This window comes from Sorangium sp. So ce385, assembly GCF_051474135.1.
In the GTDB taxonomy this organism is placed as follows: Bacteria; Myxococcota_A; Polyangia; order Polyangiales; family Polyangiaceae; genus Sorangium; species Sorangium cellulosum_D.
The window spans coordinates 10,318,226-10,342,007 of the sequence record NZ_CP150337.1 but is presented as its reverse complement, the minus strand read 5'-3'; the positions used below and the strand labels follow the sequence as shown (position 1 = coordinate 10,342,007).

The window sequence follows — 23,782 nt, the reverse complement described above, 5'->3', positions numbered from 1 at the left end:
CCGCAGCGTCCAGGGCGTCTAGATCGTGGAGCGGGAGACGGGATTTGAACCCGCGACGTCAACCTTGGCAAGGTTGCACTCTACCACTGAGTTACTCCCGCAAACGTCGGACACGGCAAGGGCGCTGGAGAGCACCCTCCCCGGCGTCTCCCGGAGGAGACGGCCGAGTGAGCCGAGCCCTCGTCGGAGGGCTGCTCCGTCGAGGCGCGGAGGAGTATCAACCGGCGTCGCCGTAGTCAAGCGCCGAGGTGCGCGATCGTGGAGCGATCGTGCGCGTCGGACGGCACGAGCTCGCCCGGCCGGTCCGCGTCCGTCCCCGGCGAGCCCCCCTGCGCGTGAGGCGCGGCGCACGGGCGCAGCGCCCCGCGTTCCGCGGTCCCGCGGCGCGCCGCCGCGCCTGCGCCGAGGGGCTCGGCGCGCGATGCTCCTGCACGCAGGCCTCGGGGGCGGGCGGTCGCGGCGCTCGTCCGGTCGGTGGATGCGTCGATGCTCGAGATCATGGACCGCACGGCGATCCGCGCGGTCGAGCGCTACCGCCCGCTGGATCAGGCGCTCGAGCTCGGCGGCACGATCACCGGCGAGCACGGCGTCGGCACGCTCAAGCGCGGCCTCCTCACGCGCCAGCTCGGCGCGGCGTCGCTCGCGCTGCACCACCCCATCTGCACCACCCCATCAAGGACGCCTTCGATCCGGACGGCATCCTCAACCCCGGGAAGGTGCTCGGGCCGCGCGCAGGAGCGAAGCCGGGTGGCGATCGAGCGTGATGACTCACGGCTGGGCCCGCGCCTTGACCGTGCGAGTCTCTCCCTCAGCGCCTTCCTCGCTGCGATGAGTCCGTGGCGAGGAGCGCGCGTTCCATAGCAGTGCTCGTCAGCGTCCGATCCGACTCCCAGAGCAGAAGCCGCCGAGACGCCATGGACGCCATGGACGCCATGGACGCCAGGAGCGGGAGTCCTCCTGTCCTCTCGGCGTCCTTGGCGTCTTCGCGTCTCCTCTTCTCATCGTCCGGGCGCATCTCCTCTCGTTGACGTCTTGGTGATTCCACCTCAGCTCGTCTGAGCATCTCCTCGCTTGGCGCTCTCGTCGCCTTGGCGGCTCATGTTCTCTCGTTCGATCGCCGCTCCAGGGCCACATGTGCGAGCTGTGTTCGTGACGATTGGCGATGATCGCCGCCGGAGTCCTACACGGTGGATCGCATCTCCGCTGAGCTGAGGAATCTTACGGCTCGGGCATACGCGTAACACAACTTAACAGTGCATAACCTAAATTAACTAGGTGTGCGTGGCGGTGAAAATAGCTGGATTCGGTGCGTCCATGGCGACGTTGTCATAGGCTGATTCCGCTGCTCGTGCTCGCTTACCGGTACATTGCGATGGCAGCAAATCGGCATGAGGCTGTCTTGACGGCTGTCATGTCGTCGCATAACTTCGATTGAGTTCGCGGCTACAACATCTCTCCAAAAGGAGGCTCCCGTGAAGTACTGCTGGTGATCCCCACGGTGAGGGGGCCGGGCCGAGAAGCGGCCTGGCCCCTCTTGCTTTTCATGAGAGCGAAAGACGCGAGAGGACCCGATGCCCCGCAGCCCGAGCGACTATGATCCGCTGTCTCCCGAAGCCGTCGCAGACCCATACCCGATCTACGCACGGCTGCGCTCGTCGTGCCCGGTGCTGTGGCACGAGCGGCTCGACTCCTGGGTCCTGACTCGTTATAAGGACTGTATCGGCGTGCTGCGCGATCCGGCCAGGTTCGCCAGCGACGCGCGGCGCGCCGGTCAAGAAGCGCCTCCCGGCGCGGAGCACCCCAGCTTGCAGGGGCTCGATCCTCCCGAGCACACGCCGGTCCGCGACCTGTTCGCCGGCGCGCTGCGCGATCAGGCGATGTCCGGGCTCGGCGAGCTCGTCGCCGAGGAAGCGGCCTCGGCGTTCGCGCGCCTCGCCGACGCGCCCTCGTTCGACTTCACCGCGGATGTCGCGCGCCCGCTCGCGCTCTCCGCGATGTCCCGGCTGCTCGGCATCGAGCCGCCCGCGATCGCGTCGATCGTGGCGCTGTCCGACGCGGTCGAGCGCGCCATGGACGCCGCGCTCGTCCCCGAGGCGATCGGGCCGGCGGTGGCGGCCCGAGGGCAGATGAACGATCTCATGAGATCGTGGGCCGGCGGCGGGCTCAGGCCCGGATTGCTCGCGCAGGTCCTGGACGAGCGGCACAGCGCCGGTGTCCCGGAGGCCGCGGTGTGGAGCACGGTGCGGGTGATGTTCCTCGCCGGCTTCAGCACCACCGTGTCGGCGGCCGCCAACATGGTGCTGGCCATGTTCCGGCACCCCGACGCGCTCGAGCGCCTGCGCGACCTCCGCCTGCTCGAGACCGGCGTCGACGAGCTCATGCGCTATGACGGGCCCATCCAGGGCACGAGCCGCATCTGTCTCGAGGCGACCACGATCGACGAGACCCGGATCGAGCGTGGCCAGGTCGTGCTCCTCCTGTTCGGCGCGGCCAACCGCGATCCCGAGCAGTTCGCCGCGCCCGACGACCTCGTGCTGGATCGCCGGCCGAATCGACACCTGGCCTTCGGCCGGGGACCCCACGCCTGTACCGGGACCCAGCTGGCGCGGATCGTCCTGCAGGCGCTCGTCGGCAGCATGCTCCGGCTGCCCGCGCCGCTGCGCCTCGCGGGCCCCGTGCACCGGCAGCGCCGCGCCACGGTTCGATATCCAGATCGTCTACCCCTCACCTTGCAGGCCTCATGATCACGACCGCTGCACCCATGACCACGCCGGCGCGCGACGAGAGCGCGAGCGACCTCGATCCCTGGCCGCTCTCGCCCATCCTTTCCGTGCTGCCCGCGACCGCGCGCCTCTCGCTCGGCTTCGACGTCGAGCGGATGCTCGCCGACGTGAGCGCGCTGCGCGCGAAGGAGTGGTCCAAGCCGACCATCCTCACCGGAGAAGGGGTGAGCCGCGGCGCCGACGTCGACTGGCGCAAGCTGCCGCTGCGCAGCATCGGGGGCGACCCCGATCGGACGGATCCAGGCGGCCCCTCGCTGGAGGAGTTCGCCGACACGCCATGGCTGCGCGAGGCGCCCTACCTGGCCGAGCTCTTGGCCAGCATTCCGGCGCCGCTGCGCTGCGTGCGGCTGCAGTCGCTGGGCCCGGGCGCGGCCAGCCCGGTGCACAACGACACGAAGCACAGCCTGCCGTGGGGGATCGTCCGGCTGCACGTCCCGATCATCACGACGCCCGGCGCGATCCTCACCATCCAGGAGGAGACCCACCGCTGGCCGCCGGGTGAGCTCTGGTACGCCGATTTCACCCGTCCGCACGTGGTGCGCAACAGCGACCCGGTGACGCGGATTCACCTCGTGATCGACTGCCAGCCCACGCGCGAGCTCCTGGCGCTTTTCCCCGCGGCGTTCCAGACACCCGCCGCTCTGGCCAACACGCTCTTCGCGGCGCCCGTCGTGCCGCTCACTCTCGCCGAGCGCGACGCGTGCCGGTGCAGCTTCCAGATGCCCAGCTCCTTCCCCTCGTTCGAGGAGCCGGACGGCGCCTTCCTCACGGCGCCGCGCGCGCGGCGGGCCACGATCGACGTCCGCGGCGATCGGCTCGTGCTGCTGCTCGACGGCGAGCCTGCGTTCTCGCTCGTGCACGTCGGAGGCGGCGAATTCCGCTTCGCCGGCTGGACCCTGGAGCGGACCGTGCAGGTCACCCTGGACGCGCGCCGCGCGCCGACCGTGACGCTGCGCTCGCGCGTGGGGGACCAGACCCGGGCGCTCGAGCTGCCCGCGGAGCGCGTGAGGCCGTCGTGACGCGGGCCGTCGTGACGCGGCCCGGGGCGCCCGCGGGGCCGAGCCTGTTCCGCCACCGCAACTTCATGCTGCTCTTCGGCGCCGATACGATCAGCCAGATAGGCACCCAGGTCACGCTGGTCGCGCTGCCGCTCGTGGCGATCCTGGCGCTCGACGCCGGGCCGTTCCAGGTCGGCCTCCTGTTCGCCGCACAGACCTCGGCCTTCGCGCTGATCGGGCTGCCGGCGGGGGTGTGGGTGGACCGGATGCGCCGGCGCTCGATCCTGATTCGCACCGATCTGATCCGCGCCGCGCTGCTCGGCTCGATCCCCGTCGCCTGGTGGCTCGGCAAGCTCAGCTTGCTGCAGCTCTACGTCGTGGCGCTCGGGGTGAGCGTCGCCCGGGTGTTCTTCGACGTGGCCTACCAGAGCTACGTCCCCACGCTGGTCAACCGGGATCGGCTCGTGGACGGCAATGGCAAGCTGGAGATCGTCAATTCCGGCGCGCAGGTCGCGGGGCCGAGCGTCGGAGGCTGGCTGGTCAACCTGCTCTCGGCGCCCGTCGCGATCGTCGCCGACGCGGTGAGCTTCGTGTGCTCGGCGCTGCTGCTCGGCCGCATCGACGCCGCCGAGCCGGCGCCGCCGCGCGCCCGCCCCCGCGGCCTTTGGGGTGAGATCCGCGAGGGCGTGCGCTTCGTGATCGGCCACCCGATCCTGCGCATGATCGCGCTGCGCTCCGCGCTCGCCAACCTGGCCTTCTCGGCCGCGCTGGCGGTGCAGGCGCTGTTCCTGCTCCGGGAGCTCGGGCTCTCGCCCGAGGTCTACGGGACGCTCCTGGCCGCGGGCGCGGTCGGCGGGCTCGTCGGCGGGGCCGTGGTCGGGCCGATGACCCGGCGCATCGGCTCGGCGCGGATCATCTGGCTCGGCCCGCTCCTGTTTCAGCCGTTCGTGCTGCTCGTCCCGTTCACGCAGCCCGGGATACGGCTCGCCTTCTTCGTGGCCGGCACGTTCGTGGAGGCGATCGGCATCGTCGTCTACAACGTCTCGCAGATCAGCTTTCGCCAGGCGATCACGCCGGAGCGCCTGCTCGGCCGGATGAACGCGACCATGCGTTTCCTGGTCTGGGGCACCATGCCGCTCGGGTCGCTCCTCGGCGGCGCGCTCGGCGAGCGGTACGGCGTCCGCGCGGCGCTGTGGATGGGCATCGCCGGCCTGCTGCTCTCGCTCTTGCCGCTGCTCTTGTCCCCGCTGGTCCGCATGCGCGACCTGCCCGACGCGGGCATGGAGCCCGCCTGATGAGCGCTCGATCGAACTCTCCACGGAGCCACGCCATGGTCGATGTCCACGACGAGAACCTCCCGGCTTTCCCCATGCCGCGGCGCTGCCCGTACGCGCCGCCGCCGGAATACGAGTCCATGCGCCGGCAGGCGCCGCTCGTGCGCGTGTCGTTCCGCGACGGTCCGCCGATCTGGCTCGTGACGCGGCACGCCGAGGCGCAGCGCGTGCTCACCGATCGCCGCATCAGCACCGATCCGACGCGGCCGGGGCACCCGTTCGCGGCGATGGCGGGCACGCCGCAGGAGCAGGCGGGGCAGTTCATCGACATGGATCCGCCCGAGCACGACGTCTATCGGCGGATGCTCGCGGGCGAGTTCAGCGCGCGGCGCATCCGCGAGCTGGGCTCGTTCATCGCGCGGGTGGTGAACGAGCGGATCGACGAGATGTCGAAGGGCGGCGAGGCGGATCTCGTGGAGTCGTTCTCGTTCCCGGTCGCGACCCTGGTCATCTGCCAGCTGCTCGGCGTGCCTTATGAGGATCGCGCGTACTTCCAGTCGCGCACGAGCCGGATGATCGCCGGCTTCTTCAGCACGGAGGAGGCTACCCGCGCGCGCAAGGAGCTCTGGGACTACCTCGATGGGCTGGTGACGGCGGCCGAGTCCAGCCCGGGCGACGACCTGATCGGCCGCCTGGCCCTGGAGCGGCGCTCGGCCGGCGAGCTGTCGCACGACGCGCTGGTCGGCATGGTGTTCCTCCTGCTCGTGGCCGGGCATGAGACCACCGCGAACATGCTCTCGCTCGGGGTGTTCACGCTCCTGCAGAACCCCGGGCTCCTCGCCGAGCTGCGCGCCCGGCCCGAGCTGTGGCCCGACGCCGTCGAGGAGCTCCTGCGGTACCACTCCATCGTCGACTGGGTGGCGTTCGATCGGGTAGCGCTCGAGGACATCGAGATCGGCGGCCAGCGCGTGCGCGCCGGCGAGGGGCTCTTCGTGCTCGGCGCGTCGGCCAACCGCGACGAGCGGGCGTTCGCGGATCCCGACGCGCTCGACATCCACCGCGACGCGCGCCACCACCTCGCGTTCGGTTACGGCATTCACCGCTGCCTCGGGCAGAACCTGGCGCGCGCCGAGCTCGAGATCGGCTACCGCACGTTGTTCGAGCGGCTGCCGGGGCTCCGCGTCGTCGGCGACGTCGAGGAGCTGCCGTTCAAGTACGACCGCCGCACCTTTGGACTGTACCGGCTGCCCGTCGCGTGGTGACGGGGCGGGTCCCATCGTCGAGAAGCATCGAACTCTTGGAGGAACAACATCATGGAACAGTGCGTCGAACTGCTGGTGTCCCTCGGGGCAGGAAACGTCAAGCATCCGGGGGGCACGCTGCTGGCGCACCTCCTCCGGGTCGAGACGATGCTGCGGAAATGGGGGGCGAGCGACGAGGTCCGCGAGGCGGGGATCCTGCATGCGCTCTTCGCGCCGGACGGCTCGCCCGATCCTTTCTACACCATGCTCTCGCTCACCGAGCGGCCGCGGGTGGCCGCGATGATCGGCGCGTACGCGGAGGAGCTCGTCTACTTCTATGGCGCCTGCGATCGCGAGTACACCTATCCTCGGCTCATGGAGCCGTCCGACCAGTGGCGTGATCGCTTCACGAACGAGATCAAGACGCCGAGCGAGGAGCGGCTCCGCAATCTCATGGAGATCACCGCCGCCAACGAGGTCGACATCGCCAGCCACAATCCCTCGTTTCGCGCCATGTACGGCGCCGACCTGCTCGAGCTGTTCACCCGCACGCGGCCGCTGCTCAGCGATGGCGCCTGGGCGCACTGCAAGGCCGTCCTCGGCGAGCCGGCGAGCGCGCATCAGCACGCGTGACCCCTGGGACGGCGGTCAGGGCGGCGCAGGGCCGGACGCGGCCCGGAGGATGCCCCGCAGGTCGCGCGGCGCGCGACCGAACCATCGCTGGCAAGCGTGGCTGAACGCGGTCGTGTCCGCGAAGCCGAGCTGGAGCGCGACCTCGGTCACGCTGATCGTCTCCCTTTGGAGCAGGCTGCCGGCGCGCTCGCGGCGAACGTCGTCGACGAGGCGTCGGAAGCTGGTCCCCTCGGCTTCCAGGTGCCGGCGCAAGGTCCGCTCCGTCGTGCCGAGGGCGCGGGCCACGCGCGGGAGCGACGGGACACCGCCGTCGGCGCTCGAGAGCTCGCGGACGATCGCGAGCCGGACGGCGTCCTCGCGCGAGCGCGGGGCGAGGTCTCGCGAGAGCGCTTCCGCGGACCTGCACAGGTACTCCCAGAGCGTCCGGTTGGCCGACGGCGGCACCGCGTCGAGGAGCTCGCGACGGAAGGAGAGCCCGTCGTGGGGAGCGTCGAAGGTCACGGGGCAGTCGAAGAACGCGCCGTGTCCGGCCCGGCGGGGCGGCGCGGAATGCCGGAAGGTCACCTCGACGGGCGTCAGCTCCGCGCCGGCGATCCGCCGCAGGCAACCGAGGCCCTGGGCGACGGCCGTCTCGTTGGAGAGGCGGTGTCCCAGGGTGAGGGGCCGCGCGCGGTACCACCGGAGGTGGACGCGCCTCGCGGTCTCCGTCACCTCCCATCGGCCCGAGTCGGTGAGCAGCGGGCCGTAGCGAGCGACGGTGTCGACCGCGTCGCGCACCGACGGCGCGGTCAGCATCGCGAAGCCGAGCACGTGCAGATCCTCGATGGCGGCCGCCTGCGCTACCCGGATGGGCAAGGAAGGATCGTCGAGCGTCCGACCCAGATAGGTCCACAGGTCGATGACGCCGTCGAGCCCGATGCGTCCTGCGGGGTCCTCGGCGAGCGACGGCGGCAGGCGCGCAGCGCGGCGCATGGCGTCGAGCCGGACGCCGTCCCGCAGCGCGTGGTCGACGATTCGCTGGACCACCCGCGCTACGACGGTCGGTTGGGGTCGTACCATGCGCCCCGCGCCAGCATGCTGCATGCCAGAGACCGGAGCCGCTCGCGGGCGGCGATCCGCGCGACGAGCGGCATCGTGGGCGCGTCGGGCATGACGCTCGGGTCACGGGAGTGCGCTTTTCCTGCGGGCTCAGGGGCTCGTGAAGCCGAGGATCCCGTGCCCGGCCAAGACGTGGACGGTGTTCCGGGGCTGCGGCTCGGGGTTCGTGGCGCTCGCCACGCCCTCGCGCATGAACGCGGTCCGGATGCGCGTGATGGACGACGCCTGGTGCGCCTCCTGGAGCAGCTTCATCGCTTCGGTGGGTATCGTGATGGATCCGTCGCCTCCCAGGGTGACGCACTGGATCTCCACCTGCTTGCCTTTGGGCGGCGGCATCGCGAACGGCGGCGCTCCCTCGATGTCGCCGTCGGTGCTGGTGATGCGCACGAGCGTGCCTTGCGCGGCCCCGCAGCTCCCGCCCTCGCCGGCGCAGCCCAGGGTCATCGGCGCGCCGTCGAGCGGCACCGCGCCGAGGATGGATTGCGACGCGCCGTCGAGCTGGAACTCTCCCCCTGCCGCGATGGGCCCCAGATCGGGAAACTCGAAGGCCATCACGCCGCCGGGCTCGATGCCCACGACGACCTCATCGCCGCTCGCGATGGGATCGATCGGGTTGTTCGGGACGGGCCCTGCGCCGGCGAGCACGACATGGTCGGCCACGAACGCTTCCTCGGCCGCGCGCGGATTGGCCACGATCGCGGTCTCGCTCGACGCGACGGCCACGATGGGGAATGCCCCGTTGTTGCCGGCCGTCGCAGCGCCGTTCACGCGCAGGTAGCGGCCGACGTCGTCCGCGGAGAGCGCCGCGCCGCGGAGCGCGTAGGCTGCGGTGCCCATCGTCCCGGGGGTCACGCTCGCCTCGCCCGTTCCGCTGTGCACCGGGCAGACGTAGCCATTGCCCTGGAAGCGGCAATCGAGCGCGCCGCCCGTGAGCCCGGAGATCGTGACGGCGCCCTGATCGGTGAGCGGCGGCGGCGGATCGTCCTGCACGTCGTACATCCATGCCTTGCACCCGGTGAGCTGACCGGGCGCTTCCTCGTAGCTGGGGGACTTTGCTGCGGTGAACAGGATCTGCACGGTGAGGCCGTGGCCCGCCTGCGGCGCGCCGAGGATGGAGACATCCTGGATGGAGATGATGCCCGCGTGCGTCGGGGCGAGGCTGCCGTCGCCGCCGTCGCCGCCGGCGCCTCCCGAGCCTCCGCTGCCGCCCGAGGCGCCGGTGCCCTCCGAGCCTCCGCTGCCGCCCGAGCCCGCGCTGGCCGGCGAGCCGCCGTTCCCCTCGTGGCTGTCGTCGTCGTCGCTCGGGTTCGCGCAGCACCCCGCGGCGGCGATGGCCGCGGCGACGGCCACGGCGAGCCGACGGTTGCTCGGGTTGTGCGAGATTCGCATTCGATGGATCATGAGTGACCTCCAAGCCTCGTGACGAAGCGCGTCGCCGCGCTCCGTGGTGGACGCGTTGAAGGATGTAGGCGCGCCGCGGCGGATCGGCTTGGTCGCGCCGGCCATGAAGTTGGTCGAAGCGGCCACCCCGCGTCCGGGTGGAGCGCCGCAGGGAGCGCGGCGTGAAGCGGCGTCCAGCGCGGCGTCGACGCCGAGGCTCATCCCGCTGAGCCGCGGAGAGCCGGCCGCGCGAGCGGCGGTGTCAGCCGCTGGGGCTCAGGGAGACGGCGGGCTCCACACGTAAGGCCTGGTGGTGGAGACGACGCGCAACCCCATCCGTTCCAGGATCGGACGGCTGTCCGGCGAGGCGTCGACTTGCAGGTAGCGCAGCCCGCGCTCTCGGGCCTGCGCGGCGCGCCGCGCGACGAGGCTTCGATAGATACCGCGCCCGCGCCACGCCTGCAGCGTGCTGCCGCCCCACAGGCTCGCGAACTCGGTGCCTCGATGGAAGCGCGCCCAAGCGGCGCAGACGATCCGACCCTCTGCCTCCGCGACGTGGATGGATAGCGCCCCTGGATCGGCTTCTTGCTCCTCCCGCAGCTCGGCGATGAGCCAGCCCCAGTCCCCGCCCCAGACAGCGGACTGCAACGCGGCGATCCCGTCGAGCGGCTCGCCGTCGTCGAGACAGCGCACGGTGATCCCCGGGGGCGGCGCCGCGCCGGCGGTCGTCGCGGCGACTTCGTCGACGGCCCCGATGAGCAGCGCCTCTTCGTCTCCAGCCTCGAGCCCGGCGGCGCGCAGCCGCGCCTCGAGATCCGCGGGGCGGTCGTGGCCGAACGTCTTCCACTCGAAGCGCCGCGCCAGCCCGGCGAAATACGACACCTGCTCGGCGATGGCGCCGTCCGCCGTGTCCTCGTCCAGCTCGCTCCATGGCACGCCGCAGCCCCATGGCAGCTCCGGCGGCGAGACCCACCGCACCACGCGGCGGTCGCGCTCGACGCGCCATGCCGGGCTGGGAGGCGGGAGATCCCGGCGCATCTGGGCGTCGAAGCGCGCGAGGAGCTCGGCGGTGCTCGCATCCGACGCTCGCGTCATTTCGGCTGGCCCATGGAAGACGAACACCTCGACTGGCTCCACCCCGGCACGAGGCGAGAATAGCATGGTGCTTCGCCGCGGCGATCGCGCTCGCCGCGAGCGACGAGCTGGTCCAGCGCAGCCGCGCGCGGACGGTGGCGGGCGCTGCGCCGACGAGCCGGTGCGCCATGCCCTGGACGCAGCCGCCGAGCGCGAGGTCGAGGCTGGGTGAGCTGACGTACCGAGGTGCGGCGAGCTCGGTCGTGGGGAGTTCGGCTCTACCCGGAAACGATCCTCTCGCGGATCGTGAAACCGGTCCTGACGACGCGCGTACTGATGCCCGACAGCAAGACCTGTCGAAAGGATTACGCCAATGATGAAGACACATCTCGCCATCGTCCCGCTGTTTGCCGCGAGCGCTCTCCTCTCCGGCTGCGCCGTCGACGCCGCGGATCCGGCGGGGCAGGACGCGCAGGTCGGCCGTGCCGAGCAGCGCCTGGATCAGACGTGCTCTTACTTCGAGTCTGGGCAATGGATCGAGTTCGACTGCTGGGAGGGCGGCGGCGACTGGGATCCTCCCGGCCCCGGAGAGGCCGAGCCCCCCGGCGGCGGCGAGGAGGGCGGGCCCGGAACGGGGGGCGAGGAGGGGGAGCCAGTTCCTCCCTCGCTCGACGCCGGGATCGTCTTCTCCAGCAACGGGCCGATCTATGGCAAGTATTGCACGCAGATCATCGAGCCCGCGGACGTGGGAGGGGGCTGGGGCGACAACTATCTTTGCTCGACCGACTACATCGGATTTCGGTGGAGCTATGCCGACCCCATCGCCGGGATGCGGTGCTATCGGATCAACGAGTCTGCCGAGCCGTGGACGACCCACTGGGGCGACAACTACCTCTGCGTCCCGAGCGAGGCGCGCCTGTCCCTGTTCTGGTCCACCGCGGGCGCGTTCGCCGACGTGAACCTCCGGTCGGTCCGCTTCTACGAGCCCCAGGATCCACACACCTGGCACGACAACTACCTGGGTTACTACAAGTACTGACGAGGCTCGCCCCGGGGCTCCTCCGCCCGCATGCGCTCGCGGCGCGGTGGCCGGGCGGTGACGGGCGACGGCGCCCCGCCTCGGTTTGTCGGCGAGCGCGGCGCGCCTCGGGCGGGACCGGACCGCTCGAGCAAGGCCTTCCTTGTTGACGCCGGGCCCGAGCCCAGTCATTGACAGACGTCAATGACGAATGTCAATGTGCAGATCGGTCTGCTGGGAACGGACGATCTGCGCTGGAGCGGACCCGGGTTCTCCGATAGATCTCCCGCGAAGGCGGCATCGGTTCATGACTCCTCGTCCGGTGAAGGCTGGCTCCACGGTTCGGGATCGCCAGCGCGAGGACACCCGGCAGCGCATCTACGAGGCGGCGATCGCCGTCTTCCGGCGCGACGGCTTCGCGACCGCCCGCATCGAGGACATCGCCCGGTCGGCGGGCGTCAGCCACGGCTCCTTTTACTTTCATTTCCCGACCAAGGACGACGTGCTCTTCCAGCACCACCGGGAGCTCGATCAGCGCGTCGTCGCCGCGCTCTCGGCGCTCCCCGAGGACGCGCCGTTGCGTGTGTTGCTGGACACGCTGTGCGCCGCCTTCAGCCTGGAGTGGGAGCGGGACAGCTCGCTCGTCCCGGATCTCGCCGCGGCGATGATCCGCAAGGGTATGGTGCGCACGCCCCCCGCGGAGATGAGCCCGGTTGGGCGCCTGTTGACCGAGCGGTTTCGCCTGGCGGCCGATCGCGGCGAGCTCGGCCGCGCGCTCCCGATGGAGTGGCTCTGCAGCATCCTGCTCGGTCAGCTGTTCACGACGACGATCGCGTGGCTCGCCGAGCCGGCCTTGCCGCTCAGCACGGCGCTCCAGCGGACCGCTGCGCTCTTTCTGACCGGCGCCTCGACAAGCAGGTAGGCCGCCCGCGCCCCGCGGGCCGATCGGCCGCTCCTCTGCTCAGCGGGGGGTGTCGCGCGCCGGCAGCGGGGTTGTGTCGCGCCGCGGGCCCCTGGCCGCGGCGAGGGGCTCGCGGAGCGGCGGGGGCTCGCGGAGCGGCGGGGGCGAGCGGCGTCCAGGCAAGCAGCATTCCTTCGCGTCTTCATCACGCGTGGAAGAAGAGGAGACAATGACCATGATCAACAGGCCTTGGAGTATCGTTCTCGCCTCGCTCGTCCCTATCCTGGGCTGCAGCAGCGAGCCTGAGGGCACGAATCCTCTCGTCGAGGGCCCCACGGCGGGGCCGACGTTCCACAAGGACGTGGCGCCCATCCTGCAGAAGCGCTGCCAGGGCTGCCACTCGCCCGGCGAGATCGCGCCCTTCAGCCTGACCGAGTACGCGGACGCGAAGCAGGTCTCGAGCCGGATCGTGGCGGTGACGCAGGACCGGACGATGCCGCCCTGGGGTGCGATCGAGACGGACGAGTGCACGCCGCGCTTCGGCTGGAAGGACGACAGCAGGCTCTCCGACGCGGAGCTCGCGACGCTCGAGGCCTGGCACGACGCCGGCGCCCCCGAGGGCGACCCCGCGGACGCGCCCCCGCCGATCGACGCGTCGGGGATCCATGGCCTGGAGGGCGTCAGCGCCACCATCGAGCCCGCGAAGGCGTACGTGACGGGCGGCGACGAGGACCAGTTCCGCTGCTTCGTGATGGATCCGAAGCTCACGGAGGACACGTTCGTGAACGGCATGAACGTGGTTCCGGGGAACTCGAAGGTGGTGCACCATGTGGTGGTCTTCACCGACCCGCACGCGGAGAGCGACGCCATGGCCGACGCCGACGGCGGCTACGAGTGTTTTGGCAGCGCTGGTGTCCAGGACACCCAGGTCCTCGGCGTGTGGGTGCCCGGCGGGCGGCCGACCGAGTTCCCCTCCAACGCCGGCTTCCTCGTCCGCGCGGGCTCGCGGCTGGTGATGCAGGTCCATTATCACCCGGCGGGCGCGACCGCCGAGCCTGACGCGACGAAGATCCAGCTGCGGTTCCTCCCGGAGCCGCCGGAGTACCGGGTCGTCTTCGTGGCGTTCGGCAACTTCCCCTCGCAATTCCCGAGCGGCGACGGCCTCCAGCCGGGGCCCAACGACAGGGAAGGGGTCGAGTTCTTCGTCCCGGCGGGGGCCAAGGATCACACCGAGGTCATGAAGATGACGCTCCCCGAGACGTTCATGGGGGAGTCGCTGGTGGATGGCATCCGGCTCTACAGCGCGATGACCCACATGCACTATGTCGGGACCGACATGAAGGTCGACGTCGAGCGCCCGAGCCCGCAGGGCGGCGATCCGGCCGAGGAGTGCGTGGTCCAGACGCCGAAGTGGGACTTCAACTGGCAGCAGACGTACACGATCGACGCGCCGATCGAGGAGCTCCCCGTCCTGAAGACCGGCGATGTCATGAGCTTGCGTTGCCTCTACGACAACACGATGGACAACCCGTTCGTGCGGAGGGCGCTCCAGGAGGAGAACCTCACCGCGCCGAGGGATATCGTCCTCGGCGAGAGCTCGCTCGACGAGATGTGCATCGGGCTGTTCAACGGGTTCGTGAAGAACTGACGGCGCGCCGCACGACTTGCTGAGAAGCAGCGAACCCGCCGGGCTGCCCGCAAGCTCGGCCGGAGTCGCCGATCGAGCCGCTTCAGACGTAAGCGGTCGGCGGACGGATCACGAGGGCCGAGATCGCACCCTCGGTGATCGCTCCGTGGTGGCCTGCGACTCGCTTTGGCAGCGCACATGCGAACACATCGACAATCCTCGGCACCTTCGCGCTCTCCAAGTACATCGAGTGGTACACGATGAGGGGGCGGCTGACGTAGAAACCGTGTTCCCAGAGTGGGCACCGTTGCTGGAGGCGAGCACGCCACCGACTCCTGGTCGAACCCAGGGAGCGGAAGGTGCCGATCCTCGTGGGCGAGGGCGAGCATGTGAGCCACGTCACCGGGAGCCCGGGCTGCCTCTCGGGCCCGCGTTCTCGCAGCTCCGCCGGGGACGCCAACGCCTCGCGCACGTGCTCAAGCGGTGGCGTCGCCTGCGGTAATCCACACCGTCGGCCGAGGCACCTCAGTTCCTCCCGCTGGAGTTCGCGAGCCCTCAGCGGCTGCGGAAGACGCCCCCCGTTCGGAGTGGTGTGTATATGGTCGGGCGCCATGTACGAGATCATACATCTGCTGGTGTTCTCTCTGGCCGCTCGCCTCAGCAGGACGCCGTACTCTGCGGGCCGGTAAATACGTCTAAGTGTATCCGCCCTCGTCGCCATCGCTTCCTCCTGCGTCGCGAGGGGGACAGGTAACCGGCGCTGCCGGGGTGGTCACGATGCCGTTGGTCGGGCGGATACGGTGTGAAGAAGCCGAGGCTGAAGAGATCGTCGACGGCCTCGCGGTCGATCTTCTTGGGCGACGACGACGATCTCGTTGGAGCGACTCACGACGCCGCAGCGGGCGGCAGTCGAGGCTGAGGCGCTGGCCGCGATCGCAGCGACGGCAGAGGCGAAGCTGGCGGCAGCAGGCGCAGAGAGCGAGGCGGTAGGCGGAAAGCAACGGGCTCCATGCCGCCGTTCTCTGGACCTGGAGCCCGGCTTGTGATGAAGGAGAGGGACTCCGGTAGGCGGAGCTCCAGAAGGCCCGGGGGCGGCAGCTGGCGCGGGACAAGATCGAGAGGTGGGTACGCGCGGCGCTTCAGCCGTCCGTCACGTAGCAAGCCTTTACGATGCCGGGGGCAGGGTCGCCGAAGGTGGCATTGTTACAACTCACGCCATTGGTCGCCACTCGGTAAGACCACCTGTCGCCATGGCCGTATGCTATTCTGCGCGTTCCATCGAAGGCGCACCACCCATTCTCGTCCCCGCACTTGACCCAAGCTGCGCGTACGTAGGCGGACCTTTCCGAGTTGTCGGCCTCGGCCCGAGCTTCCCTGGTCTGGGCATCGTCGTCGTTTGAAGTCGATGCGGGAAGCGGGTCTCGCTTCGACTCCGATCGTGAGCTGGTTCCGTTGGCGCAGCCGTTCAGTACGGACAGAGATGCGAATCCACCGATCAGCAGCAACATCGACTTTCTCATATATTCCTCCTGGAACGACCGTTCGCGTATTCCACAGCGAACTGTAGTGAAATGTGTGCAGTGTCCGTGCCAGCTAGTCGATGGAACGTAACCGCCCTCCCCTCGCAGTGGTCGTCACCGCTTGCGGTTCTCGCCGGAGTCGACCCTGCTGGACGCGGGGCGACGCCGACCCGACCTAAACGACGCGGGCGCCGTGCGGGAAGCGGTGTCCCGCTGAGCGCACGCCGTCTCCCGCTGCCTTGCGTCGCCTCCTACCCGTCCGAGCTGGCTGATCGGCATCGCCGGTCACCAGGCCAGGAAGTGTAGAGCGTCAGGAAAACTGACCCCCGCGCGACCGTAAAACTGATTCCCCTCGTTCGCGCCAGAGCGGAGGAAACGGCATGGAAATCAGGGATGTAGACGTGGCACCTCTCGGTTCGGAGGTGCGAGAGATGATCGAGTCGAACGTTATCCGGCAGATTCGCGAGCTTACGGCCCGAGGATGGGGGTCCAAACGGATCGCCGCGGAGCTCGGCGTGGCTCGCAACACGGTCCGCCGTTAGTTGCGTATTCCGGGCCGACGTGACGGCCGATTCCGACCGCACGTGACGGCCCGTTCCGACGGGACGTGACGGGGCGTTCCGGGCCACCCGACGGGCGGTTCCGACACACCCGACGGCTCGTTCCGACGCACGTGACGGGCCGTTCCGAGGGACGTGACGGACCGTTCCGACGGGGGTGACGGCCCACAGGCGGCGCTCGCGGTCGCAGCCTCATCGCGTACATGGGCGCGATGTCGGAGCGGCTATCGATGCGGAAAGTTCGAGAGATTTTGAGGCTCAAGTTCGAGTGCAAGCGCAGCCGAGCGGAGATTGCGGCGGCGGCCTGCGTCGGCGAGAGCACGGTCAGCGGCTACCTGGCGCGCGCGGAGAGGGCGGGGCTGACGTGGGAGGTCGCCCGAGAGATGACCGAGGCTGAGATCGAGTCGCGGCTGTTCCGCGACGTCGGCCGCAACGAGCCGCCCGCGCGCGTGCCGATCGACTTCTCCTGGGTGCACCGCGAGCTGTCGAAGCCGTGCGTCACGCTGCAGACGCTCTGGCTCGAGTACCGCGAAGCGAGCGCGGCACAGGCTCCGCTGAAGCCCTACGAGTACAGCCGGTTCTGCGACCTGTACGCAGGCTGGAAGAAGAAGCTCGGCGTCGTGATGCGTCAGGTTCACCGCGCCGGCGAGAAGGTCTTCATCGACTACTCGGGAAGGAAGCCGCACCTCGTTGATCGGACAACCGGCGAGCTGATCGAGGTCGAGCTGTTCGTCGCGGTGCTCGGCGCGAGCAACTACACGTACGCCGAGGCGACGCGCTCGCAGAAGCTCGCCGACTTCGTCGGGGCGACGGTGCGGATGTTCGAGTACTTCGGTGGCGTGCCCGAGGTGCTCGTCCCGGACCAGCTCCGCAGCGCGGTCTCCGGGCCGGATCGGTACGAGCCGGACATCAACCCGACCTACCTTGAGATGGCGCGGCACTACGGCGTGACGGTCATCCCGGCTCGGCCCCGGAAGCCGCGCGACAAGGCGAAGGTCGAGGGCGGCGTGCTCATCGCGCAGCGCTGGATCCTCGCCTCGCTCCGGCACCGGACCTTCTTCAGCCTCGCCGAGCTCAACGACGCGATCGCGTCGCTGCTGGAGCGGCTCAACGCGCGGCCATTTCAGCGGCTCGACGGCTGCCGGCGCACGGCGTTCGAGACCATCGACAAGCCCGTGATGCGGCCGCTGCCGGCGCGGCGGTACGAGCTCGCCGACTGGAAGCACGCCAAGGTCAACATCGACTACTGCGTCTGCTACGACGACCGGCTCTACAGCGTGCCGTACACGCTGGTCGGTGCGCGCGTCGAGATCCGAGCGACGGCCTCGGTCGTGGAGCTGTTCCACGACGGCGTGCGCGTCGCGTCGCACGCGCGCAGCTACGGCCGGAAGGGGTCGGCCGTGATCGTCGACGAGCATCGCCCCAGAGCCCATCGCGACTACGGCAAGTGGCCGCCGGAGCGCGTGGTGGCGTGGGCCGAGACGATCGGCGCAAACGTTGGCGAGCTCGCGCGTGCTGTCATGCGCCACCGCACCCACCCGGAGACGGGCTACCGGACGTGCCTGGGCGTGATCCGGCTCGCGGACAAGTACGGTCGCGAGCGCGTCGACGCTGCGTGCGCGCGTGCGCTCCGCATCGGCAGCCCCACCGCCAAGAGCGTGACCGCGATCCTGAGGAACGGCCTCGACCGCGCGCCGCTGGTCGAGCCGCCGCCCCGGGGGGCGCTGGCGCACGAGAACATCCGCGGTGCTGAGTACTTCGACAAGGAGGAGAGGAGTGATCTTGGAAGAGACGATTCAGAAGCTGGTCGAGATGAAGCTGAACGCGATGGCGGCGATGTTGAGAGAGAGGGCGGCTGCGCCGTCGACGGAGCCGCTCTCCACTGAGGAGGTGATCGGGCTGCTCGTCGACCGCGAGTGGACGGAGCGTGAGAACAAGCGACTCCATCGCCTGCTGAAGGATGCGCGGGTGCCGGGGGGCGCGTGCATGGAGGACTTCTCCTGCGAGGCGGGGCGCGGCGTGGACAGGCCCTTCGCCCGGGTGCTGGGCTCCTGCCAGTGGGTCCGCGCGAAGCAGAACGTGATCGTGCTGGGAGCGACCGGAGCCGGGAAGAGCTTTCTCGGCGGCGCGCTGGCGCAGGCCGCCTGCAGGCAGGGCTTCCGCGCCCTCGTTATCCGCACCCCGCGCCTGCTCCAGCAGCTCGCGGTCGCGCGTGCCGACGGCACCTACGCGAACGCCCTCGCGCGCCTCGCCAAGGTCGCCGTGCTGGTCCTCGACGACTTCCTGCTCGCGCCCATGACCGATGTCGAGAGGCGCGATCTGCTCGAGGTCCTCGAGGATAGATATGACAGGTCGTCAACGGTGATCACTTCGCAGATCCCGACGAAAAGTTGGCATCAAGCCATCGGAGAGGCGAGTATCGCCGACGCGATCTGTGACCGTGTCGTCCACAACGCGCACCTGGTGACGCTCCGCGGCGGGTCGATGCGGAAGAAGAAGGCGGTGGCTCCCGAGGTGACCGAGACGAAGACCTGACCGCGCTCGTCGCTGCGCTCCGGTCCACGTTACGCCGGACTGGGCCGTCGCGTTGCTCCGGAACGAGCCGTCACGTCCGTCGGAATACGCAGTTAGTTGCGCGGCGGAGCCGCCGCCGAGGCGCAGGTGCGCCCTGCTCGTCGCTGCTTGGACGAGGATGGCCGCGCTGAGGCCAAGCGGCTGTTCTAAAGAACAGGAACAGCGCTCCGGAGAGCGGATCCTGCCGCGTAAGCGCCCGGCCAAGGGCATCGTGACGGTCCGAGCGGCGCCGGTTAGCTGTCCCCATCGCGAAGGAGGAAGCGATGGCGACGAGGGCGGAGTGGGCCGAGCGGGTGGAGCGATGGGAGCGGAGCGGGCTGAGCGCCGAGAAGTTCGCGCGGCGTGAGGGATACAAGCCGAAGCAGCTGTACTGGTGGCGCTGGAAGCTACGGACTGATGGGCCTCCGCAGCCCTCGCCGTCGTCGTTGACCGAAGCACCGAGCTTCCTGCCGGTCCACGTTGTGACCGACGCATCGCCCGTCGCGCCGGAGCCGATCGAGATCGCGCTGCCCAATGGGCGGGTGGTGCGGGTCCGGCCGGGCTTCGACCCCGCCACGCTCGAGCGCGTCCTGGCGCTCGCCGCCGAGGAGACGTCGTGCTGACGCTGCCGCCGTCGGTGCGGGTCTACGTGGCGGCTGAGCCGACCGACTTGCGGAAGAGCTTTGATGGGCTGTCGGTCCTGGTCGCTCAGCGCTTCGGAGCTGATCCGCTTTGCGGGCACCTGTTCGTGTTCAGGAATCGACGAGGTGACCAGGTGCGCGTGCTGTTCTGGGACCGCACTGGGTACGCCATCTTTGCCAAGAAACTCGCCCGCGGCCGGTTCCACCTCGCCCGCGACCTGCCCAAGGGCGCGACCCACGTCGAGGTCGAGGCGGCCGAGCTGGCACTGATGCTCGAGGGGCTCGACCTGTCCCAGGCCGTACGGCGCAAGCGCTGGAGACCCGGCGTGAGAAAGATCGACGCGTCGAAGCAAAGCTTGAGGGATGCGCGCGGGCTCGATATCCAGCGCGCCCCGTGACCCTTCCTCGGCAGTCCCAGGCAGCGCTCCCCGCCGATCTGGCGGATGTGCGACGTAAGCTCGAGCAGCTCGCGGCTGAGCAGCGCGTCCCTGAGCTCATCGAGCTGGTGCTCGGTCTTCTCATCCAGCTGCGCGACAAGAACACGGCGCTGTCGGCGAAGCTCGCGAGCGCGCTGCGCGAGCTGTACGGCCGCAAGAGCCAGAAGCTCTCCACCGAGCAGCTGATGCTGCTGTTCGGCGAGCTCGGGGCCGAGGCGCCGCAGGGGACAGCTGATCCTTCGCCCTCGCCACAACCAGGACAGGGGGTTGTGCCGCAACCTTCTGAGCCGCCGAAGCCGCCGCGAGGACGGGGCGGGCGCGCTCCGCTGCCCGCACACCTGCCGCGCGAAACGCGCGTTGTGCCCGTCCCCGAAGAGGAGCGGACGTGCCCGCAGTGCGGCGCGGAAAAGAAGTGCATCGGTCATCGGACGAGCGAGGTGCTCGAGTTTGTCCCAGCACAGTTCCGGGTCATCGAGGAGCAGAGGGAGAAGCTCGCGTGTCCGCGCTGCCCCGAGCAGGGCGTGACGACGGCGGACAGCGAGAAGGTGATGGATCGCGGACGCCCGGGGCCAGGGCTGCTCGCCAGCATCATCGTCGAGAAGTTCGAGGACTCGATGCCGCTGTACCGGCAGGCGCAGCAGTACGCTCGCTTCGGCGTGTCGCTCTCCCCGTCGACACTGGGAGACTGGTCGGCCTTCGCGCTCGACGTGCTCGCTCCCGTGGCCGAGAGGATCGAGGAGCGTGTGCTGGGCTCGTGCTACCTGCGCGCCGACGATACGGGGATGCGCGTGCTGGATCGGGATCATCCGGCGGGGGTCAAGCGAGGTCATATCTGGGCCTTCGTCGGAGCGGACCTCGTAGCATTCCTGTATGCGCCGGACTGGAGGGCGAAGCATCCAGCAGAGCTGCTGCAGAGCTTCACCGGCTACCTCCAGGGCGACGGCTACGCGGGCTACGGCGCGATGCTCCGTGGAGACGACCGCGGCGAGGCCATCGTGCCCGAAGAGCGCCGGCTCGGCTGCGGGATGCACATCCGCGCGAAGTTCGAGAAGGCAGCGAAGGGAGGCGACGCGCGAGCCGCGGTGGCGCTCTCGTACTTCAAGGCTATCTACCGCATCGAGGCGGCCTGCAAAGACGAGGCATTGTCCGCTGAGGCGCGTTGGACGCGCAGGCAAGAGCTGTCGCTCGCCCTCGTCGACGAGCTCTACCAGTGGGTTCACGAGCTGCATCTCGGGCTCGTGCCCGGCACGCCGCTGTACGTCGCAACTCAGTACGCCATCAACCAGGAGGCCGCGTGGCGGCGCTGCTTCACCGAAGGCCGTTTCGAGATTGATAACGGTGAGGTCGAGCGGCAGCTGAGGCGTGTCGCGCTCGGAAGAAAGAACTACTTATTCGCGGGCTCCGACAAGGGTGCTCAGCGCCTGGCCATCGGCTATACGATCTTCGGCTCGTGTCGGATGCACGGAGCCAACCCACTCGCCTGGGCGACGGACGTGATCGGCAGGTTGCAGGCGGGCTGGCCGCGCAAACGGCTCGACGAACTGCTGCCCGACGCGTGGGCGAGCTCGGCGCGCACTGCTCCGACCGCTGGCGACCCCGACGCGACCTGAACAGAACAACGCGTACCTCGTGGCGACGCGGGCGGTGGCCGCCTTGGCGGGCACCGTTCCAGGCCCGCCCGGGGCCGTGGGCCGACGCGGCCCCGCGTCCAGTCTCGTCGACCCTGACGAGCGCCGCAATGGGCCGCGCCCATGGCGATGGTCGGCCGGTTACCCTGCCGCAGCACCTCGCGCACGACGGCGGCGAGGCCATCAAACGACCACCGTAGGTCCAGCGGTTCGGTTGCGACGTAGATCGAGACGCGGCCCGGGATCATCGCGAGCCTCCGAGCGCATGAACGACGCGCGACAGCGCGTACGTGGAGCCCCAGGGATCCGCCTGCCGCCAGGCATGCCTGCCGCAGGCACGCGAACTCAAGGACGAGGCCGGAGCAGCGGGCTCAGTGAGAGCGGCGTGGTACAGGACGGCAAGGTCGTCAGAATGTTCGGCCGAGGGAGGCGACGCGGGATAAGTCCACTGCGTGCCGTGACACGCACATGATTCTATCGCGAGGTTGGTAATAATAAATGTTTCATCAATAATGTAAACGCTAGTTGTGTGCCCAGCGCGATGAATATTATAAGCGCAATTTGCCCGCGGCTTAATGGTCCTTTGGCGTTCAGTTTTTCGACAAATCTCTGCATGGTCGTGGTGATGGATAAGCTGGTTGGGTTGGGGTTGTCTTCTTTGTTGTGTTGTGCTTTTGAGTTGTGTGCCTTTGGGGCTGGTGGTGGCTGGTTGCTGGGCGATTGCGTGGGAGCGGTCGTGGTTGCGTATAGTGTTTGTTGTTTGGTGATGGAGATTCTGATGTCCTGTACTATCGATCTCCATGCTTCGCTTTGGTGCTTCCACAGTTTGACTGGTTTGTGGTTGTGTGGTAATGTCATGAGCTGAGCAAAGGGCGCGCTTTCCCAGTCGCACGCATCGAGGAGGATAGGTACCATTCGGGCTTGCTTCGTGTGGTGTCGTGTCAAGGCGCGCTCCATTTCGCTCCATAGTGTGTCTGTTGCAAGGTAGTCGGCGCTGATTAGCAGTATTATAATGTGCGCTGCCTCGAGGTGGGCGGCGAGCTTAGCGCTCCGCTCGTCTCCTGGACCTATTCGCCCTGCGTGCCAAGTGCGAACCATTCCTTCGCGCTTGAGGAGCGCAAGGTGCTTTCTGAGTACATCCTTGTGCGTCTCGTCAGCGGCGGCATATGAGATGAAGACATCAAGCGGTGCTGATGTGGTATTCATGAGGCGGCGTGTCAAGGTGTGTGGGAGAGTCCCGTGCTCTGATTCGAGCTCGCTGCGGTCGCCTCTTGCATAATTTGACTCCTATGACTTCCGTCCTTGGAGGTTTCAGGCTTCGATTTGTTGCTCTTGGCGACCCTCGTCGTAAAGTATCCCTTTTGTTTCGGGAAAGGCGGCTTTGGGGGGCGTCCTTTTACTGACAAACATCCGTCGGTTATGCGAGCATCCGGCGGCATCTGTCTGGTCATCAGCGCCTGTCCAGCTGCCCCCCATGGCTACCCCGATCTGCGAGGCCAGCGGAGATGCCGTCCCTTGTCAAGAGCGGTCCGTCCGGCTGGGGAGCCACAGCTAGGATTGGGGGCGGGTCAGCCAGGGCGATAGGATCGCGGGCTGGTCAGCCACGGTGAGGGACCGCACCTCCACCAGCTGTCCGGAGCAGCATCGTCAGTTCGCTCGGCCGCGCTGGAGGGGACGGCGTCGCAGACCTCGGACCCGGGGTCGGTCCCGCAGGCCTGGTGCCCGTCGCGGAGCTCTGTGGAGCCCCGTACCCTCGCGTCACCTGCCGCGCCTGCTCCCGGCGTCTCGCTCACGCCGGACCCACCCCAAATCCAGCGGCGCCGAAATTTATCAGGTCACACGCAGGTCACACAAAAGAAAAAAGACACGGCTCTCGCCGTGTCTTCTTGGTGGAGGCGCCGGGAATCGAACCCGGAGCTGAATCTGCGGGCCGCATGCGCGAGAGATACGGCAGACGCCGCGTCGGACGCGTCGGAGCGGTGTCAGAGACGATCGAGGGCTCGATTCCTCTCGTACCCTCCCGATCCCTCTCGTGGAGCCCCGTGCCCTGACGTCGGGGCACACGGAGGTCACACGGCGCGCTGAGAGGCCGGTTTGCTCGCCCGCAGGATGTTGTTTAGAGGCCCAAATCGCGCCTGCCGCGGCTCGAGGCGGGCGGCGGTCGAGGCGGCGGTTTCTGGGACGCGGCTGGTGGCCCCTGGCTTTCTGTAGCGCGGCGGTTCAATATATCAAATACGGACTCCGATGACCCGGACGGAGCCGGGGGGAGCTCGGCTTTGACGCCGGACGGGTCCGAGGGGGGCTGGGTTTTGCCAGCGGTCGTGCCCATCACCCCGGCCGCTGCGGCCGCCGCCTTGATTCCTTTCTCCTCCTGAACCACCGGCGGGTCAGGGACAGGAACCGCCTGAGGGACCAT

Annotated in this window: 17 protein-coding genes, 1 tRNA gene and 3 pseudogenes; 16 read left to right on the top strand and 5 right to left on the bottom strand. The window is 69.0% G+C overall.

The window, feature by feature from the left end; translation table 11 throughout:
• Positions 1–26 precede the first annotated feature (26 nt).
• Positions 27–101, bottom strand: a tRNA-Gly gene (locus WME83_RS37820).
• A 385-nt stretch (positions 102–486) separates the two neighbouring features.
• On the opposite strand from WME83_RS37820, the pseudogene WME83_RS37815 reads away from it, so the two are divergent.
• The 7 genes and pseudogenes from WME83_RS37815 to WME83_RS37785 form a co-directional block, all read left to right on the top strand.
• A pseudogene (locus tag WME83_RS37815) lies at positions 487–603 on the top strand (FAD-linked oxidase C-terminal domain-containing protein); the annotation flags it as partial.
• A 56-nt stretch (positions 604–659) separates the two neighbouring features.
• The gene (locus WME83_RS37810) at positions 660–764 is read left to right on the top strand and encodes an FAD-linked oxidase C-terminal domain-containing protein (RefSeq protein WP_437322089.1); all 105 of its coding nucleotides are present in this window, start codon (positions 660–662) and stop codon (positions 762–764) included.
• A gap of 807 nt (positions 765–1,571) precedes the next feature.
• The gene (locus WME83_RS37805) at positions 1,572–2,744 is read left to right on the top strand and encodes a cytochrome P450 (protein WP_437314560.1); all 1,173 of its coding nucleotides are present in this window, start codon (positions 1,572–1,574) and stop codon (positions 2,742–2,744) included.
• A complete protein-coding gene (locus WME83_RS37800; protein ID WP_437314559.1) occupies positions 2,741–3,802 on the top strand; it encodes an aspartyl/asparaginyl beta-hydroxylase domain-containing protein in 1,062 nt (353 codons plus the stop codon). Before WME83_RS37805 ends, WME83_RS37800 begins: the two co-directional genes overlap by 4 nt.
• Positions 3,799–5,076, top strand: a complete 1,278-nt coding sequence (locus WME83_RS37795; protein ID WP_437314558.1) for an MFS transporter — start codon at positions 3,799–3,801, stop codon at positions 5,074–5,076. The genes WME83_RS37800 and WME83_RS37795 overlap by 4 nt, the downstream gene beginning before the upstream one ends.
• Before the next feature lie 35 nt (positions 5,077–5,111).
• Complete coding sequence (locus WME83_RS37790) at positions 5,112–6,317, top strand: cytochrome P450 (protein WP_437314557.1); 1,206 nt, start codon at positions 5,112–5,114, stop codon at positions 6,315–6,317.
• A gap of 51 nt (positions 6,318–6,368) precedes the next feature.
• Positions 6,369–6,929 carry a DUF6817 domain-containing protein gene (locus WME83_RS37785; protein WP_437314556.1) on the top strand — a complete coding sequence of 187 codons (561 nt, stop codon included), beginning with the start codon at positions 6,369–6,371 and terminating at the stop codon, positions 6,927–6,929.
• A gap of 15 nt (positions 6,930–6,944) precedes the next feature.
• Here the strand turns inward: WME83_RS37785 and WME83_RS37780 are convergent, their stop codons facing one another.
• The 3 genes from WME83_RS37780 to WME83_RS37770 all read right to left on the bottom strand — a co-directional run bounded on the left by WME83_RS37780 (position 6,945) and on the right by WME83_RS37770 (position 10,502).
• Positions 6,945–7,988, bottom strand: a complete 1,044-nt coding sequence (locus WME83_RS37780; protein WP_437314555.1) for an AraC family transcriptional regulator — start codon at positions 7,986–7,988, stop codon at positions 6,945–6,947.
• A 129-nt stretch (positions 7,989–8,117) separates the two neighbouring features.
• Positions 8,118–9,416: a hypothetical protein gene (locus WME83_RS37775; protein ID WP_437314554.1), complete on the bottom strand. Its 1,299-nt coding sequence runs from the start codon at positions 9,414–9,416 to the stop codon at positions 8,118–8,120.
• Positions 9,417–9,683: 267 nt separating this feature from the next.
• Positions 9,684–10,502, bottom strand: coding sequence for a GNAT family N-acetyltransferase (locus WME83_RS37770; protein ID WP_437314553.1), 819 nt, complete (start codon positions 10,500–10,502; stop codon positions 9,684–9,686).
• A 352-nt stretch (positions 10,503–10,854) separates the two neighbouring features.
• Here WME83_RS37770 and WME83_RS37765 point away from each other — a divergent pair, with 352 nt between their 5' ends.
• The 9 genes and pseudogenes from WME83_RS37765 (at position 10,855) to tnpC (ending at position 21,348) form a co-directional block, all read left to right on the top strand.
• Positions 10,855–11,520: a hypothetical protein gene (locus WME83_RS37765; RefSeq protein ID WP_437314552.1), complete on the top strand. Its 666-nt coding sequence runs from the start codon at positions 10,855–10,857 to the stop codon at positions 11,518–11,520.
• Between the two features lie 286 nt (positions 11,521–11,806).
• The gene (locus WME83_RS37760; protein WP_437314551.1) at positions 11,807–12,421 is read left to right on the top strand and encodes a TetR/AcrR family transcriptional regulator; all 615 of its coding nucleotides are present in this window, start codon (positions 11,807–11,809) and stop codon (positions 12,419–12,421) included.
• 214 nt (positions 12,422–12,635) lie between these two features.
• Entirely contained in the window at positions 12,636–14,048 is a 1,413-nt protein-coding gene (locus WME83_RS37755; RefSeq protein WP_437314550.1) for a hypothetical protein, read from the top strand.
• Positions 14,049–15,927: 1,879 nt separating this feature from the next.
• A pseudogene (locus WME83_RS37750) lies at positions 15,928–16,086 on the top strand (IS21 family transposase); the annotation flags it as partial.
• Between the two features lie 251 nt (positions 16,087–16,337).
• Positions 16,338–17,870: pseudogene (gene istA / locus WME83_RS37745) on the top strand (IS21 family transposase); the annotation flags it as partial.
• Between the two features lie 13 nt (positions 17,871–17,883).
• A complete protein-coding gene (gene istB, locus WME83_RS37740) occupies positions 17,884–18,642 on the top strand; it encodes an IS21-like element helper ATPase IstB (protein ID WP_437314549.1) in 759 nt (252 codons plus the stop codon).
• A gap of 302 nt (positions 18,643–18,944) precedes the next feature.
• Entirely contained in the window at positions 18,945–19,283 is a 339-nt protein-coding gene (gene tnpA, locus WME83_RS37735; RefSeq protein WP_437314548.1) for an IS66 family insertion sequence element accessory protein TnpA, read from the top strand.
• Positions 19,277–19,699, top strand: coding sequence for an IS66 family insertion sequence element accessory protein TnpB (tnpB, locus tag WME83_RS37730; RefSeq protein ID WP_437314547.1), 423 nt, complete (start codon positions 19,277–19,279; stop codon positions 19,697–19,699). The genes tnpA and tnpB overlap by 7 nt, the downstream gene beginning before the upstream one ends.
• A complete protein-coding gene (tnpC, locus tag WME83_RS37725; protein ID WP_437314546.1) occupies positions 19,696–21,348 on the top strand; it encodes an IS66 family transposase in 1,653 nt (550 codons plus the stop codon). The genes tnpB and tnpC overlap by 4 nt, the downstream gene beginning before the upstream one ends.
• 492 nt (positions 21,349–21,840) lie before the next feature.
• Here tnpC and WME83_RS37720 read toward each other — a convergent pair whose 3' ends face one another.
• Positions 21,841–22,572, bottom strand: coding sequence for a toll/interleukin-1 receptor domain-containing protein (locus WME83_RS37720; protein ID WP_437314545.1), 732 nt, complete (start codon positions 22,570–22,572; stop codon positions 21,841–21,843).
• Positions 22,573–23,782: the final 1,210 nt, after the last annotated feature.